This is a genomic window from Micromonospora sp. 4G55 (assembly GCF_016803375.1).
The window spans coordinates 1-16,325 of record NZ_JAEVHN010000079.1 but is presented as its reverse complement, the minus strand read 5'-3'; the positions used below and the strand labels follow the sequence as shown (position 1 = coordinate 16,325).

At 72.4% G+C, this 16,325-nt stretch carries 8 protein-coding genes and 2 pseudogenes; 4 read left to right on the top strand and 6 right to left on the bottom strand.

Annotated elements, in window-relative coordinates; translation table 11 throughout:
• Nucleotides 1-3: 3 nt before the first annotated feature.
• The gene (locus JNW89_RS09930) at nucleotides 4-360 is read left to right on the top strand and encodes a transposase (RefSeq protein ID WP_309139968.1); all 357 of its coding nucleotides are present in this window, start codon (nucleotides 4-6) and stop codon (nucleotides 358-360) included.
• Nucleotides 361-511: 151 nt separating this feature from the next.
• Nucleotides 512-1,564 (top strand): FAD-dependent oxidoreductase, encoded by a 1,053-nt coding sequence (locus tag JNW89_RS09925; protein WP_238448664.1) that lies wholly within the window; start codon nucleotides 512-514, stop codon nucleotides 1,562-1,564.
• Nucleotides 1,565-1,736: 172 nt separating this feature from the next.
• Here JNW89_RS09925 and JNW89_RS38640 read toward each other — a convergent pair.
• A pseudogene (locus JNW89_RS38640) lies at nucleotides 1,737-2,280 on the bottom strand (flavodoxin family protein).
• Between the two features lie 169 nt (nucleotides 2,281-2,449).
• Between JNW89_RS38640 and JNW89_RS09910 the strand changes: the two are divergent.
• Nucleotides 2,450-2,655, top strand: a pseudogene (locus JNW89_RS09910) (ferrous iron transport protein A); the annotation flags it as partial.
• A 357-nt stretch (nucleotides 2,656-3,012) separates the two neighbouring features.
• A complete protein-coding gene (locus JNW89_RS09905; protein ID WP_238448663.1) occupies nucleotides 3,013-3,366 on the top strand; it encodes an SgcJ/EcaC family oxidoreductase in 354 nt (117 codons plus the stop codon).
• Nucleotides 3,367-3,821: 455 nt separating this feature from the next.
• Here the strand turns inward: JNW89_RS09905 and JNW89_RS09900 are convergent, their stop codons facing one another.
• From JNW89_RS09900 to JNW89_RS09880, 5 genes are all read right to left on the bottom strand, one after another.
• Nucleotides 3,822-4,115, bottom strand: a complete 294-nt coding sequence (locus JNW89_RS09900) for a DUF1330 domain-containing protein (protein WP_238448662.1) — start codon at nucleotides 4,113-4,115, stop codon at nucleotides 3,822-3,824.
• A 693-nt stretch (nucleotides 4,116-4,808) separates the two neighbouring features.
• Nucleotides 4,809-6,419, bottom strand: a complete 1,611-nt coding sequence (locus tag JNW89_RS09895; protein ID WP_238448661.1) for a hypothetical protein — start codon at nucleotides 6,417-6,419, stop codon at nucleotides 4,809-4,811.
• Between the two features lie 80 nt (nucleotides 6,420-6,499).
• Nucleotides 6,500-11,155: a DUF3892 domain-containing protein gene (locus tag JNW89_RS09890; RefSeq protein WP_238448660.1), complete on the bottom strand. Its 4,656-nt coding sequence runs from the start codon at nucleotides 11,153-11,155 to the stop codon at nucleotides 6,500-6,502.
• Nucleotides 11,148-15,221 (bottom strand): DUF3892 domain-containing protein, encoded by a 4,074-nt coding sequence (locus JNW89_RS38030; protein ID WP_238448659.1) that lies wholly within the window; start codon nucleotides 15,219-15,221, stop codon nucleotides 11,148-11,150. The genes JNW89_RS09890 and JNW89_RS38030 overlap by 8 nt, the downstream gene beginning before the upstream one ends.
• The gene (locus JNW89_RS09880; RefSeq protein WP_238448658.1) at nucleotides 15,157-16,221 is read right to left on the bottom strand and encodes a hypothetical protein; all 1,065 of its coding nucleotides are present in this window, start codon (nucleotides 16,219-16,221) and stop codon (nucleotides 15,157-15,159) included. The genes JNW89_RS38030 and JNW89_RS09880 overlap by 65 nt, the downstream gene beginning before the upstream one ends.
• Nucleotides 16,222-16,325: the final 104 nt, after the last annotated feature.

Sequence of the window (16,325 nt, the reverse complement as noted above, 5' to 3'; positions counted from 1 at the left end):
CGGGTGGACCGGTTCTTCCCGTCCACCCGGAGGTGCTCGGACTGCGGCCGGATCAACGACAAGATGGCGTTGAACGTCCGAACGTGGAAGTGCCCGTGCGGCAGCACCCACGATCGAGACGTCAACGCGGCCATCAACGTGCTCGCGGCGGGACGCGCCGAGAGCCTAAACGACCGTGGAGCGCGGATCAGACCACCAGCGATGGTGGCACCGCGCGGCGAAGCGGTAATCCACCCGGACGCCGCGTGTTCCACACGCAGCCTGGAGGGAACCTCCGTCCTTGACGGCGGAGAGATCGTCAAATGGCAGAGGTCAAGCATGTTGTCGTCTCATCCGCTTGACGTCCGCACCGGTATCTGAACTGAAGTACCTGACGGTGGGCTCTTCTGGCAACAGCCGAGATCGCCGAGAACCGAGCGGGCCCAGGGCCGGGTTCGGCGGGTACGTCCGGGCGGTGTGAGATCCATCGCCCGTGGGAAGGCCCGGGTGAGCCTGAGACGTTGTACGGCACATGCCGGAGACGGATGTGGTCATCATCGGGGCCGGACAGGCGGGGCTGTCCAGCGCGTACCACCTGCGCTCCTCCGGTCTTGACTTCGCCGTCCTGGACGCCAACCCGGCACCCGGCGGGGCCTGGCAGCACCGATGGCCGACGCTGCGCATGGCGACCGTGCATGGAATCTTCGACCTGCCCGGCATGCGCTTCACGCCTCCGTCGCCGGACGAACCAGCCGCCGACGCGGTGTCGGCCTATTTCGCCGCCTTTGAGAGGAAGTTCGGCATCGGCGTGCAGCGGCCCGTCGCCGTCACGGCCGTCCGGAACGCCCGCGACGGACGATTCCTCGTCGAATCCGGCAACGGCACCTGGACCACCCGGGCACTGATCAACGCCACTGGAACGTGGACCAGGCCGTTCGTGCCGTACTACCCGGGACAGGAAACGTTCCGCGGGCGGCAGCTGCACACCGCCCACTACCGGGGGCCGGCGGAATTCGCAGGGAAGCGGGTGGTCGTCGTCGGGGGCGGAACGTCGGCCGTGCAGCTCCTGGTCGAGATCGCCGACGTCGCGGCGACGACGACCTGGGTCACCCGCCGGCCGCCGGTGTTCCGGGACGGGCCGTTCACTCCCGACTACGGACGCGAGGTGGTCGCCAAGGTGGAGGCACGGGTACGGGCCGGCCTGCCCCCGGGAAGCATCGCCAGCGCGAGCGAGCTGGCGTGGACACCGCAGCTGGTCGAAGCCCGGGAACGCGGTCTCCTCCCACGCCGGCCGATGTTCGACCGGATCGTTCCCGAGGGCGTCCAGTGGCGCGACGGAGTGGCACAGGACGTGGACGTCATCCTCTGGTGCACCGGCTTCCGGCCGACGCTCGACCACCTGGCCCCGCTGCGGCTGCGGGGGCCCCGCGGCGGCATCGTCGTGGACGGCACCCGGGTGGTCGCCGACCCCCGGATCCACCTGGTCGGCTACGGGCCGTCCGCGAGCACAGTCGGCGCGAACCGCGCCGGCCGGGCAGCGGTCCGCGAGCTGCGCGCGCTTCTGGCGGCGCCCGTCCCGGCCTGACCGCACGGCGATGCTGGATCCATCAGGGACACTCCTCGGTATCGGCCAGAGCACCCTCGATGAGTGTGGCTGCGGGCGGCCGGGCCGGTGCCGCGGAGCGGGACCGCCACCACGCCTGCGTCGAGGTCATCAAGCGCGCCTGGCCGGAGCATGGCGTCTCGATCTTCAGATGTCAGCGTTTGCCGGCCTGGCGGACCACCCGCTGCGCCAGGTGATCCAGGGCGGCGAACTGCACCTCGGTCAGCGGGTCGGTGTTGTTGCCGCCCGTGCCGTGGGAGACCCCGTAGGGGTTTCCGTCGGCGAACTTCAACGGGTCGGTGTACCCGGGCGGCACGATGATGCCGCCGAAGGTGATAAATGCTGTTGTAGAGAGCCAGCAACGTCGCCTCCTGTCCGCCGTGGGGCGTCTGCGCGGCTGTGAAGCCCGCGTACACCTTGTCGGCCAGCAGTCCCTGCGCCCACTGCGGACCAAGGGTGTCCAGGAACTGTTTGAGCTGGCTGGAGACGTTGCCGTAGCGGACCGGGGTGCCCAACAGCACGGCATCAGCCCAGACGACGTCATCCGCAGTGGCCTTCGGCTCGTCCTTGGTCCGATCGAAGTGTTGGCTCCATGCCGCGTTGGAGGCGATGGCCTCGGCGGGGGCGAGCTCGGGACACTGCCGAAGACGGACTTCAGCCCCGGCCTTCTGCCCGGCCTCGGCCAGGCGCTCGGCCATCGCATGGACGGTACCCGTAGCCGAGTAGTAGATGACCGACAGCTTGACACTGGTCGTGGCAGCTTCTCCTGCCTGGTGTGGCTGCCCCGCGGGGCAACTGGTTCGATCCTCAGCGATCCTCAGCTTATGCGTGTTTCACGGCGTTTTCGCCTATTTCCACGCATCGGCCCTGACCGGTTCGATGGTGGTGCACCGGATCTGCGAGGGCGTGCAAACCAACGCGGACGTGCTGCGACAGCTGCACGCCGCCGGGGTCGACCTGGGCGCCACGGTGACGTGACGCAGGAGCGCGACGGGTTCTCCATCGACCGCGACGGCGGCCGGATCCGGCTACCCCGCGAAGTGGCCTCCCGCGTCTTCGTCGCCGCTGACTGACCCGCCCGCGACCTTGTGCCTTCCCCCCCCGGCGCGACCGGCACGGGTAGACCATGGGCCGAAAGTGCCGAATATCGGATGGTGGTGCGACGGGGATGGGTCAGCGACCGGCGTTCTGACTGCCGTCGACGTGCAGGATTCGGTACCCGATTACGAGGTTGGCCCCGATGCCTTGGGACGCACTGGTGATCACGGCGGACCCGATTCATGAACGACGAAGGGCCACATCCCCGGGATGTCCGACATGCTCAAAGCAGTCAGTAGCGGCGAGCCGAACGGGCACGATTGACGGATGACGCCCGGACCACCCTCGGCCGAGGTCATGCCAGAACGAGGAGTCCCATGACCAGCAATCCGATGGACGAGGTGCTCGGCCGGTGGAAGGCAGCATTTGACGACCATGATGTCGAGGCCATGGCCGACCTGTTCCACCCGGATGCCCTCTTCCTCGGCTTCGGCCCCGAGGTGCTCGTCGGCCGGCAGATGGTGCGTGCCTACTACGGCGCCGTACCCGCCGATCGCAGCGCGGACGTGACCGTTTTGCACACCTACTCGATCGACCAGGGGGCGGCTGGTGGTTTCGCCCACGTCGTTTTCCGCGATCCCACCGGCTGGGAAGCCCCGGTGTACCTGTCCCTGGCCCTCCAGCTCAGCGCGGGTTCCTGGCGGATCCGTCAATACCACGTGTGCAGGATCGGCCCACAACGTTAAAAACGGGACCGCGGCTGTATGGCAGCTCCTCGTCGATCGAGTCGAAACTCCCACGGCGGCAACACACCAAAATCACTCGCGGCCCGGCCGGGCTGGTCATGGCGTTCAAGCTGCCAGACCGCTCGCGTGCCCGAAGGTCCCGCACCTCGTCGCCCTCGTCCGCGCGGGCCCGGGATTCGAGGCCGGCAAACTACCCTCCGACTCGCTTCACGGCGGCCTTTTCCTGCGCACCACTTCGGCGACAACCGGCGTCACCGCGTAGCGCGGGCCGGGCCGGGGTTGGTGTCTCCTCCGGCGAGGTGGGAGGGGGCACCATCGGCACCGGGCCGGTGTCGACCAGAGCCGGGTTGCCAGCGAAAGGCGTTCGCGTCCAAGGGAGCGTGCCCGGCCATGTCGAGGCCGCACGATGGTGTCGACATGGCGGGCACGGCGACTTCAACGCCGGCGGCGTGCGTTCAGGAAACCGCCTCGATGATGCGCAGGTCGCGTTCGGCACCGTCGTCGAGCACCCGAAGCGCCTGCTGGTAGGCGGGGCTGTTGTAGGCCGCGACCGCGGCGTCGACACTGTCGAACTCGATCAGCGTGGTGCGCTCCATGATCCCGGACTCGAACGCTCGAGCCGGAAGTCCGCGCGCCAGGAACCTGCCACCCGCGGCCCGCATCGCCGGCCCGGCCAGCTCAACGTAGGCGGCTAGCTTCTTCTCGTCTTTGATCGACCGAAAGGTGTTGATCCAGTATGCCTTCGCCATCTTCTCTGTCTCCTGCTCGGGTACGGGGCAAGTAGAATCTTGGTCTTCCTTGGCATGTAACACCGGGTCGGATTTGCTGCCTTCCCAGTTGCAGGTAACCGAACCGTAGGTTCGGTGGTGGGGCGGAGGCGGTGGTGGTGGTGATGCACGACCTCGTGCTGCTCGGCGGCCTTGCCTACGGCGGGCGGCAGGCTGCCGCCATCGTCAATGCCCGGATCAAGTGATCATCGCGTCCTATGACGAAGAGGACCCCAGCATGCGTGGGAACGATCGGCCGGCGTAGCAAGTCGTTGCAGCTTGAATGAAATTCCGAAGGAGCTGAATCGGGTCCTCGCCGCAGGTAAGCCAGGTGCTGTCGCCGAGCGCCATCGGGGCCTCCGAAACGGGCATCGATCGCGAGGCCGTTTGCGAGGAAGCTGGGTGCCGGGCGGCGACGAGGTACGAGCAGCCGCTACCCATCCTCAAGGCGTCATGGGCGCTGGGACCCGCGTGACACGTACATGTTGGCGCCTCTACCCCGATGCTCGAACAGGTCAGGCCGGTTACGGCCTTGCGAATGTTCGTGTCTTGCAAGTGGGGGCAGCTTGGGTGCAGCTTGGCGAAGTGGTCCAGCGCCCGAAGTGGTCGCCGGGGCCGGATGAAGGAGAGTGCCCTGACCTGCGAGGATGTGGCACCTCAAATACGGGCCTTCAGTCAATCCGCACGCCGGTCTGCAGCGACAAGCCGGTCAAACACAAGACCCGCTGAGCTTTCCCCACGGCCCGGCCGCTTACGACGTCCGAGCCAAAGGTAGGACGAGCCGTCGGTCCAGCGGGTGTACTGCCAGCTGCGGGTGACCCTGACTCCTTCCCGTGGTACCTCTTCCTCGAAGAGATGCAGCGGTTGGCCTGGCATCAGCACGCGTCCCTGCGGCTCGACCTCCACCTCGCCTTCCGGCGTCGAGCGTCGGACAGCGCCGCGACGCAGTTCGACTCTGCCGGGCGACAGCTCGTGCGGCAGCAACGGAATCCAATGGTCGGGTACCTCCGTCATGAGGCGGTAGGCGATGGGATCGTCCGGGCCTGGTTCCTGGTCCGGCGCTTCGGCGACGCGTCGGGCCTGCCATTGCGTGAAGCGGTCAATCCGACCGCCTGCCTCGCCCGCGACGACACGCTCGATCGCCCAGGCGAGATTCGCCTGTTCGTCCCGGGTCAGCAGCACCTCCTCGACGGGCTCGCCCTCGAGCGATGAGCCGAGGGCGGGGGGCAGGAAGAGCCGATCGCCCCGGCGTTCGTCGCCCGGCCCGGCGTCATGCAGGGACAGCTCGAACATCGACCACTCCGGATCACGCACGCGGTCGATGAGTGTGCGCTCGCCGAACGTGTCGATGACGACGAGGGAGTGCACGGTCGTCAGCGAGCCCACGGGCAGGTCGACTGGCAACAGGTACCAGTCGTTGCCGTACACCGTTGCGAACTCGGCGAGCAGCAGTCGGCCGAGGTCCTCGGGCGCGGCCTCGATGCCGCCGAAGTCGACGCGGCTGTCCTCGAACTGCCACCAGCGCCGGGCCGGCATGCCCGGGTAGGCGACGGGTGCCGCGAGCGCGGTCGCCACGACGTCCTCGCCGGACGCGGCCGCGGTGGACTGCCCGGGACGGATGGTGAAGCTGTGCCATTCGAGCCGGCCCTCGGCGTACTCGGTCGCCTCCAGCGTGACCGGGGTGCCGTCGGTGCGGGCGGACACGGCGAACCCGTACTCCTGCCGCGATGGTTGCCAGGTGTGCTGGGTGTCGAGGGGGCGGGTGACCAGCGCGTCGTACCAGGCCAGCCAGGCACGGGCGGTCGCGCGGAACGCGTCGCGGTCGCCGGGGTCGACGGGCAGCGCGGCGGGCAGCGCGTCGGCGGCCAGCGGGCCGCGGAAGGCGGCGGCCAGCTTGTCGCCGTCGGGTGCCCGGCCGGTCATCAGGGTCAGGTAGCGGAAGCTGTCCGGGTCGGCGTCCGCGGCGGGCGGGGCAATCGGGTAGGCCGTGCAGAGCATGCCGCGGTAGCGGCCGAGGCCCGTGTCGGTGAGCAGGCGCAACAGGTGCTGGCCGGCCTCGGCCGCCAGGCGGGCGTCGGGTGCGGGGACCTCCCGTTCCACCAGCGCTTCCAGCGGGACGTTTCCGTCGTACGGGTGCTCGGGCTGGCTGGGGTCCGGGCCCGGCCGCCAGGCCGTGAGACGATCGGCGCGCCCCCGCAGGCGCGCTGCGATCGGCGTACCCGCGTCCTCGCCCTGGAACTCGCCGACCTGCCACTGCCGGCCGAGCAGCCAGAGCGGGTCATGCACCCGCGCCTCCAGCGAGGGACGCATGTCGGCGCCGCGGGCTCTCGGCTCGAGTCGGGTCCAGCTCGTCACGGACGGCACGGCTACTTCCCCTCGGTGAAGTCGGTGGACACAACGTCCCCCTTCAGGTTGAGCGCGAAGTACGCGGCGGGCAGGAACTGGCCGATGTCGGTGAGCGCGTCCGGGTCGATCGGGTGCAGCGCCTCGAAGTCGACCAGCCGCAGCCGCGCGAGGTCCATCGCCTCGAGCAGGGTCTGCTCGATCAGACGCCTGCCCCAGGAGGTGCTGGCGTCCGGGGGTACGGCCAGCAGCACGGCTTGCGGGGCGCTGGCCCCCGGGGTGTCGAACTGGTAGGCGACGGCGGTGGTTTCCCGGGCGTTCGGAATCACTTCGGTCCATTCGTCGACGACAAGCCCGGCGGCCCGGCCGAACCGGGCCTCCGGCGCGACGTGCACAACCAGTGACACCCTGCTCCCCGCGGGGGTGCCGGCGGCAGCCTTCAGGCCCAGCCAGCGGTCGTGGTCGGCGGCGGGCCGTTGTGCGACGGTGAGCGAGAACGAGTCGCCAGTCTGCAGGGCTTCCGCGTAGGACAGGGCGGCGACGAGTCGCTGGACGCCGGGCCGGACCCGGGCGGTACGGGTGGCCCAGGTGACTGCGGCGAACGGGTCGCTGCCAAGCAGCGCCGTGCTGTCCGCCACGGGCGGATTCACAGCCGTGACGTCGGCGGCCACGAACGAGGAGACGACGGGGAAGTTCTCGCCGAACACCGCCTTCAACCGGTCCCGGTCGGTCGCTGCGGCAGCCACGAGACCTTGGCGGCGGGTCACCTCGCCGAGGGCGGAGGCCGCCTGCCGGGCCATGGCGGCCACCGCCTGGTCGTCCGGTCCCGTGGGTACGGCGAACGGCACACCGAGTGCGGTGGCCCGGCGCAGTCCCTCGCGCAGTCGGGCCGGGTCGCTGAGGGCGTCGGCCGCCGTGGCGAGTGCGCGCACGGCGCCGGTGGCGCAATCGCGCAGCTCCTGATCGGCCTCGTCGGGTACGGCCGGGGCCTCGGGGACGGTCAGGTCCCGCGGTTGCAGCGCCCGCGCGGTGGTCACCAGGGCGCGGGCGGCCCGGACCGCCTCCAGGAACTCCGGGACGGTGACGACTTCCGGGGTCCAGCGCGGGTCCCGTGAGTAGTCGAAGGTGAGTCCGGCGCGGGGGCCGACGTCCGGGCGGGACCGGAGGACGGCGATGAGGTGTTGCTCCAGCTCCGTGGGCTGGCCCTGCCCGCCCCCTTCTGGCATCAGCACGTAGTCCAGCGCGGACAGGCGCAGCGGGGCCAGGTCCACCAGCCGGTGCAGGAAGCTGCCATCGGGCGCGTCCACCCGGACACGGCAGCGGACCCGGTCCGGGGTCGGCAGCAGGCGGCCCAGCCAGGCGTCGACCCGCGGCGCGGCGGCCTGCCGGGCCTGGGTGGCGTCGACGGGCCAGCCGAGCGCTGGCGTGGTCTCGCCGAGTGCGACGACGAGCCGGTGGGTGACGGCGGTGCCGGTACGCGGGGTGCGCATCCCCTCAAGTTCGGGTGGCGGGGATTCGCCGCCGGCGGTGGCGTCGAGAGTCGCCGCGGTGCGCAGCGGCTGGCCCTGCACGGCGTGATGCACGGATTCGGCCAGCAGAGCGTCGGCGAGCGCGTCGACGGCGTCGTCGAGGTAGCGCAGCACCTCCTGCGCGGCGTTCCGCTCGGCGGCGTGTTCGGCGTCGAGGCCGAGCGCGTCGAGGTTGAGCTGCCCGGAGCGCCAGAGCCGGTGCAGCGCGAGGCCGTCGACCACGTCGGTGGCGGCCACCGACTCCTGCGGTGGTTCCCCGGCGGCGACTCGGGTGCCGCGGACCGGTGCCAGGGCGCGGAAGTCGTCGAGGTAGGCGGCGAGGGTGCCGACGGGGTGCTCCTGGAGGGCTCGTTCGAAGCGGTAGCCGAGCAGGGCGCCGACCGGCTGGCCCTGCCGGACGCCGTCGAGGAGCCAGGAGGCGAGGCGTACCCGGCGCGACGGGAGGTCGACGGCGAGGGGGCCGCCTGCGTCGGTGGCGTGTGCGCGGTGGGCGGCGCGGAGCACGGCGGCGGTGGTGGCCTGGCCGATGGAGGGTGCGTGGACGAACCCGGCGTTGTCCGGCTGGCGGTAGATCGGTTGCTGGTCCTCGCCCCGCGGGCGTGGTTGGACCTCCTGGCGCGCCGGTCGGGGGCGCAGGTCCTCGACCCAGCCGTACGCGCCGAGGTGGATGCCGGCCGCTGCGGGGGCGCTGCGGCCGCGCATCCAGCGCAGCCGGCGGGTGGCGAGGGAGGTGAGCCACGCATCCAGGCGGTGGGAGCTCAGGGGCAGGGTCTCGCGGACCAGCCGGTCGTTGGTCTCCGGCCCCAACGTGGCCAGCCGGGTGAGGGCGGTACGCAGTTCGATCAGTCCGGCCGTCGCGGTGTCGCCCGGCTCGGGGTTCATCAGGTAGTCGGTGAGGATTCGGCTGGCGCCGGACGGTGTCCGCACGGTCCGCGCGAGCCGTTCCCACAGCGTGACCGTGCTACGTCCGGGGAGAATGCCGGCCAGCTCGGGGTCGAGGTGCTCGCCTGCGGACGGCGGTCGCGTCTGCCGGTTCAGCACGCGGGCCGCGGCCATCGCGTACTCGGTGAGCATCGCGTGGCGGGCCAGCCGATAGAGCAGCGGTGTCTGGCCGTTGGGTGCGATCTCGCGGCGGTCCCGCAGTGCCGTTGGGGTAGCGGTGGCGATCTCGGTCAGGTACTGGGCGGCGTTCGGGCCGGTGGCGGCGGCCACCATCGGGGAGTCGATGGGGAAGGAGGTGGTGCCGAACACCGCCTGGCCGACGCGGGGGTTCCAGGCGGGCAGGCCGAGCCGGGCGCGCAGCGCGTCGGCGCCGTCGCGCAGCTGTGCGCGCCAGTTCTCGTGCAGGCTGAGTTCGGCGAAGCGCCACAGGTAGGCGAAGTACTCCATGCCGAGGAGGCTGCGGCCGTAGATCTGCTGGGCGGTCGGGGCCATGCCGAGGATGCGCAGCACCGTCTCCTGCGGATCCGGGCCGTGACCGGCGACGTGCGGCAGTTCCGCCACCGCGGGCGTCCAGACATCCCGACGGAGCCGGCGGAGGAAGTCCACGACGGACGGTGGGATGCCCGGCGGGTCGAGGTCGGTAGTCTCGGTCGGTTTCCACGCCGCCAGCGGGGTGACCGGCAGGATGCCGTAGGGCTGGTCACCGATGCGCACCGCGGGCAGGGGGCCGCCGGCGCGTACGTACGCCTGGAAGTGCCGGCGCCCGGTGGTGATGGCCGCGTCGCCGAACATCGGGTCCATCTGCTGCCAGAGGAAGCCGCCCCAGGTGGCCGACCAGAGCAGGGTGTTCATAGCCCGCGCCTGGGCCTGCTCGTCGCAGGCGGCGTCGACCGCGCGGGCCAGTGCCAGCGGGCGTCCCGGCGGTCCCGGCCGCCGGGACGGGCCGGGACGCGGGTCGGTGGAGTCGAGGCCCAGGCCCAGCGCGGACGCCAGGACGCAGGCGTTTGCCTGGGCGTCGGCCGGCGTCCGGTCGGTGTCGGTGACCCGCAGCGCGGCGGCGCGTTCGGGGCTGCGGCGGCCCGGCACCCGGGCGGCGGTGGCGGTCTGGTTGGTCGGTGTGCCCTGGCCGACGTAGGTGAGGCCGTGCGTGTGCTGGTGCGCCTCGAACAGGTCGGCCAGCTCGCGGGCGGCGGCCAGCGGGTCCGGGTTCTCGCGGACGCCGTATACCAGCAGCCGGTCGATGCCGCGGCTCAGCAGCTCGGGGTGGCCGGCGAGGGAGAGCGTGACCGCCATGCCGGCGCGGCGTGCCTCCTCGAAGTCGACCATCCAGCGGGTGGCGGCGTCGACCGGGAGGGCGTCTGGTGACAGGGTGCCAGGGTTGAATCCGCGCCCGGGTCCGATCACCAGCGGCTTGCGGACGGGCGCGCTGACCGCCTCCAGGCGGACGGCCGGCGGTCCGTTCACGATCGCGACGACGTGCCACCGGTCCGGCAGCGCGGCTGCCCGGGGTGCCCGCGTCCAGGTATCCGTGCGGCTGGCCGGACTGCCGAAGCGTGGGGCCGGGTCCAGGTCTTCTTTGGGCGGAACCGCAGCGGTGGGACGGTCGGCCGGGTTGACGGGTTCCACGCAGCGGGCCACCCAGGCGGCGCGTTCGGCCGGCAGCCGGGTGACCAGGTCGTCCCAGGCAGCGGCCTGCGCCGTGGCATCGCCACCGGACCGCCAGAGCGCCTCCCAGTAGCGGCGCCCGGCGCTCAGCTCGTCGGCGGTCAGCTCCGGTTCGTGGGTGTCGACGTGGATCTGGTCGGGAAAGACGCGTACCCGCAGGTCGGTGCCGGCGAAGCGGGTCTCGATCCGGACCGGCAGCAGCGCGAACGGGTGGCCGGCGTCGTGCGGCAGCAGGTCGGCCTGGACGCTCTTGGGGAGGCTGGGCAGGGTGCGCAGGTTGTCCCCGAGGCCGCCGCCGGCCCGGGTACGCAGGTACTCCCGGCCTCCGGGGCCGCGGACCACCGTGACCTCCGCTGCGGGCCGGCCCGGCGGCTGCACGTACAGCCGTTCGCCCCGTCGTGCGGCCGCGACGGCGTCGGCCTCGCTGAGCCGCCACCAGCGGCCGTCCGGATACTGTCCGGCCACGGCGGTGACGTTGTGCTCGACCCTGACCACGTGGGTGATGCGCCACTGTCCTGGCGTGGGGGGCAGCGGGTCAGACATCGGCATCCCTCGGCAGGTCGGGCAGGGCGAGCAGGTTGTCCCCGACGCCGCCGCCGGCGCGGGTACGCAGGTACTCGCGGCCACCGCGGCCGCGGACCACCACCACCTCCGCTGCGGGCCGGCCCGGCGGCTGGACGAACAGCCGCTCGCGCAGGCGTACGGCGGCGATCGCCTCGGCCAGGCTCAGCCGCCACCAGCGGCCGTCCGGGTGCTGCCCGGCCACTGCGGCGACGCTGCGCCGGACTCTGACCACGTGGGTGACGTGCCAGTCGCCGGTGGTGTGGGGCAGCAGGTCGGTGGCGTGGATGGCGAACAGCACCGGCCGTTGGAGGGTGATGTGGGCGGTGTGGGCGGAGTTCTCGGCCCACCGGAAGGTGTCCGCGCCGGGACGGTCGTCGCGGACCGACAGTGTGGTGTCGCGGGGGAAGGGCACGGTCAGCGGCACGTGGGTCAGCGTGTCGAGGGCGGCCTGGTTCGGGACGACGGCGGCCCAGTCGAGGTGGTTCCACGCTGGTGGCGCCTTGCCCCACGCCGGCGCGGCGCCCGGTTCGTCGAGCCCGAACCGGGGCTCGGTGGGGTGCTCCTGGAAGGCGAAGAACCAGCCGGCGTCGGTGCCGGCGGTGCCGCGCGCCTCGGCCACGGTGAGCGGGAAGCCGAAGAACAGGATGTCCGGGTCGATCGCGCCGTGGAAGTCGGGCGGGAGGGTGGTCGTGGTCAGCGTGCGGCGTCCGTTGACGTAGGTCGCGCGGATCGCGGAGACCACCGTGTTCGGGTATCGGCGCAGCAGTTCGCCGCGGATGACGAGCACGGCCATGTCCGGGCCGCCCACGCCGGCGGCGGAGGCGCCGAGCTGTGCGGTGGGCCGCCACCGGTCGATGGGTGGAATATCGTCGCGGCCGTCCGTCCGGTTCCAGAACTGCCGGAAGAAGGTGCTGGTCCGGTCCGCCGGCACCTCACGCCAGAGCAGTTCCCGCGCCATCTCGTGGTTGAGCCCGACCAGGAACGACTCGATGAACGCGGGCGTGGCCCGCAGCAGCGACACGGTGTCCGGGGGAATGCGGTCGACGCCGGGCAGCAGGTGTTCCCGGGCGATGTCGCGCACCAGCTCGTAGGCGGGCACGTCGAACGAGGGCGCGGCCAGCACCGGGTTGAGCCGGTCGGTCGCGGGCACCCGGGTCAGGTCGACACCCTGCACCCGGGCCGCGACCCGCTGCTCGACCCGCCGTGCCGGCTGCAGAGCGGTACGGGTGGTCGCGGCGACCGTCTGCAGCGGCACCACCGCGTCGTCCGCCGCGGCCAGGCGCTGCGCCACGGCCAGGACCGCCTGGTGGTCCTTGGCCGCGTCGTGGAACGCCTGCGCGAAGGCCTTCTTGCGGTCCATCAGCTGCGGGTCGAGGTCGCCGATCGCCACGCCCGCGCCCCGGTTCTCCCAACCGAACCAGCCGGGAATCCGCTGGCTGGTGCTCCAGGCCAGAGCCTCACGGGTCGTCGGGTTGAGGTCGCGGCCCACGCGGTACCAGCCGGTGTTGTCGGTCGGTCCGTTCTCCACGAGCAGCACCACCAGGTCCGGGCGCTCGTTGCCGGTGAGGTCCGCGACGGTCAGCGCCACGCCGTGCAGGGCGGCGGGGAGGGGGCCGCCGCCGACGGCGATAGGTGCGCTCCATCCGCCGGTCACCCGGCCGCGGGCGTTGAGCCCGAACCCGATCCGGTACGTCGCCTGCAGGGCGCCGCCGGCGGCCTGGGTCACGTAGAGCACGACGAGGTCCGGCCGCAGGTCGCCGTTGACGTCGGCGACCGCGACGCCGATGCCGACGGTCGGGGCGCCGGGCGCCGGCAACGGCTGGGACTCGCTCCACCCCTGGGTGACGTTGCCGTTGGCATCCAGCGACCATCCGATCCGGTAGAACGCCCGCGGTGTCGCCTCCTCGCTGACGTAGGCCATGACCAGCTCCGGGCGGTCGTCGCCGTCGAGGTCGGCCACGTCGATGTCGGTGTCCCGGACGCGCACCTTGACGGTGAGGGCGCCGCCGGAGGTGATCGTGGTGGCCACCGGTGTCGGGCAGCGCTTCACCGGCGACCACGAGGCCGGTACGCCACCGGCGCCGAGGTCGAAGCCGACCCGGTAGGTGGGGAAGTTGCCGCCGCCGTGGTCCTGGATCCACAGCGCGACGAGATCGCGGCGGGGCGCGTCGCCGCCGCGGCCGCGTACGTTGGCCAGGGCGATGCCCATGCCCTGGGTGTCCGTGCCGATGGTGTCCGGCATGGGGGTCAGCAGGTTCCACCCGCCGCGTACCTCGGCGTCGTAGCCCAGGTCCGGGCCGACCCGTTCGTGCAGCCGGTCGCCGCCCGCGGCGGCGTCGACGTGCGCGACCACCATGCTGCCCATGAGCCCGAGGACCGGGCGCCAGCGCCGGTGCTGTGCGGGTGCCGCGTTGGGTGCCCCGACGCCGGGGCTGCGCGGCGGGCCGAAGTCGGTCCAGGTGCCGCCGGAGCCTTCCAGGTAGTGGCCGTTCACGGCGGTCACGACCACGCCGTCGGGTCGTACCGCGCCGCGCAGGGTCTGCCCGGCGGTGAAGCCCGGTGGGGGTGGCAGGAACGGCTGCCAGGTCACGATCAGCGCGTTGGCGGTCGAGCCGAGCAGTACCTCGCCGCTGGTGGTGCTGATCAGGATGCCCTGGCCGGGCAGTACGCCCAGCAGGGCGCCCAGGTCGGTGCGGGCGCGGGTCCAGCGGAACGAAATCGGGAAGGACAGCTGGAGGCTGTAGATCCACAACTCGTTGGCGAGCCGGCCGCCGGCGAAGCGGCGGATGTCGACCCCGAAGGGCTGGGCGCCGCCGATCGGTGCGGTGGTGGTGAGGCCGCGTAGCTGCGTCCACTCCCACGCGCCGCTGTCTTCGTTGATCGCCCGGCTCCAGACGTACCCGTCGGTGGCCGGGACGAGGAGCGACCATGCGTCGACGCTGCCGGGGCGGCCGGTCACCCGTACGCCCGGATTGCCGTGGGAGCTCCAGCCGCCGGCGCTGTTGAGCTGGTACAGGTTGCCGTCGGTGGCCACCACCCACACCATGTCGTAGGTGCCGGTGCGGGCCAGGCCGCCGCCGATGGGACGAGAGTCCGCCCAGGTGGTCCAGGGTGCCACGCCCCCCGTAACCTGCAGGTTGCCGGGCAGTGGGAGGCGTTGCCAGGCCCAGCAGTCGCCGTCCCAGGCCAGCTCCCAGACCTGCCGGTCGCCGCCGGTGACGTAGACGCGCAGGTCGCGGATGGCGGCGGGCGGGGTGGCCGCGGTGGTGCCCGGCGGGTTGCCGTGGTCCTGCCAGCCGCTGAACGCGCCCTGCGTGACCCGCGACATCAGCCGCCCGTCGGTGGTGGTGACGAACACCCGGCCGGGCATGAACGCGCCCGGGAAGGCGGCCAGCGGGTCGGCCTGCACCGGTTGCTGGGTCGGTCCCGTCGGCGCCGCCATCCACAGTGGAAGTTTGACCCGTGTGCCGGTGAGCGCGAGCATCGTCTCGCCCGCCGACAGGGTCTCCGGCGAGGCCATGCCCGGCGGTTCCGCCAGCGGCGGGGTGACGGTCACCTCGCGGGCGGCGAGCCGGGCCATCGGCCGGGCGACGGTCTCGCCGGCCAGCCGGGCCAGCGACCGGCCGGGGCGGGTGACCTTGCGGAAGGCGGATGAGGTGGTGGCGCGCACGGCCCGGCCGGCGGCCAGCTTGGCGGAGGTGCCCAGCGCCTGGTGCACCGGGTCGGTGATCTGCAGCAGCCGGTCGTCGGGCAGCACCGGGCCGGGCCGGGCAGCGTCGACCCGCCGGTCGTAGATCGCCTGGTCAACGGTGCGGGCGAGTTGTCCGTTGCGCAGCGCCTGGTTCAGTTCCCGGAGCGCGGCCACCTGCTCCCAGGCCGCCGCGACGAGGTCCTCCTGGTTGTCCTGCACGGCGCGGGTGCCGAGAGCGGCGATGGCCCGGTACCGGGGGTCCAGGTTCAGCTGGCGTAGCCAGTTGATCTCATCGGCGTCGCCGGTGAAGCCGCGGCGGCCGGTGTGGATGAGGCCGTACAGCGGCGGGATCACCTGGTCGGCGTCGGTGGGCTCGAGGCGCGGCCGCAGGGCGGCCTCGAACGCGGCGCGGGCCGGCGGGTACCAGGGGGGCGGCGAGCGTGGCCGGTGAGCGCAGTGCGCCCTCGAGTTCCACGACCGCGCCGGGCCGCCCGGCGTCGATGGACGGCAGGCCGCCCCCGGGGCTGCCGACATCGAGGTCGCGGACCCCGACCTCGCGGGGCAACGGGCGGCCCTGGAGCCGCTCGACGAGCGCCTCGAAGCTGCCGCTGTCACCGGTGGAGAAGGACCAGTGGTGGTAGACGGGCAGCAGCGGGGCGTTCCCGCTGCCCGCGGTCCAGGCCGGGCGCACCGTGGTGCGGTCGACGTCGTCGAGGTCGAGGCCGAGTCCGGTCTTGCGGCCGGGTTCGAAGGCCGGCACGAGGCACGCCAGGTAGGCGCGGCGGCGCTGCAGACGGCGCGGGCAGACCAGGCGCGACAGCGTCCGGTCGGCAGCGGTGGCGAGCAGCCGGTCGAGGCGGGCGTCGTCGAGTGCCCCGTCGAGGGCGACCTGGGCGTGTGCCCACAGGTGTGACTCGGCGAGGTCGGGCAGTTGTTCGAGGCGGGTCTTCAGGGCCGGCAGCGCGCCGCCGGGGAGCAGTTCGGCGTGGTCGCGTTCGACCACGACGAGCACCAGCCACGGTCGCAGCCGGTCGCGGTCGGTCGCGGTGGCCGGGGTCAGCAGCCAGGGCAGGTCGGGCCGGTCGAATTCCACCAGGGGAAACAGGTGCGGTGGGAACGTGTCGTCCTCGGGCCGGGGATCGGTGCGGATGATCTGGCGGGTGTCGAGGCCGGTCACGTCGCCCGGGCCGTAGAGGCGGGCGGCCAGCCGCTGCGGCGTGCGGGTGTTCACCGTGACGGCGAGGTCCACCGGCGCGCCGACCGGCAGGTTGCCGGTGAGTGGGTCGAGGGCGGCCCCACCGGCGGCGATCCCGCTGCGCGTCCAGGAGAGGAAGGCGAGAAGTCCGTCGGTCATTCGGTCACGCCCAAGCCGAGGCTGGGGCCGGCGAAGCGGCCGGCGCCGGCGCGTCGCGCGGGGGGACGCGGCGGACGGCGACCGCTGCACCTGCACGGTCAGCT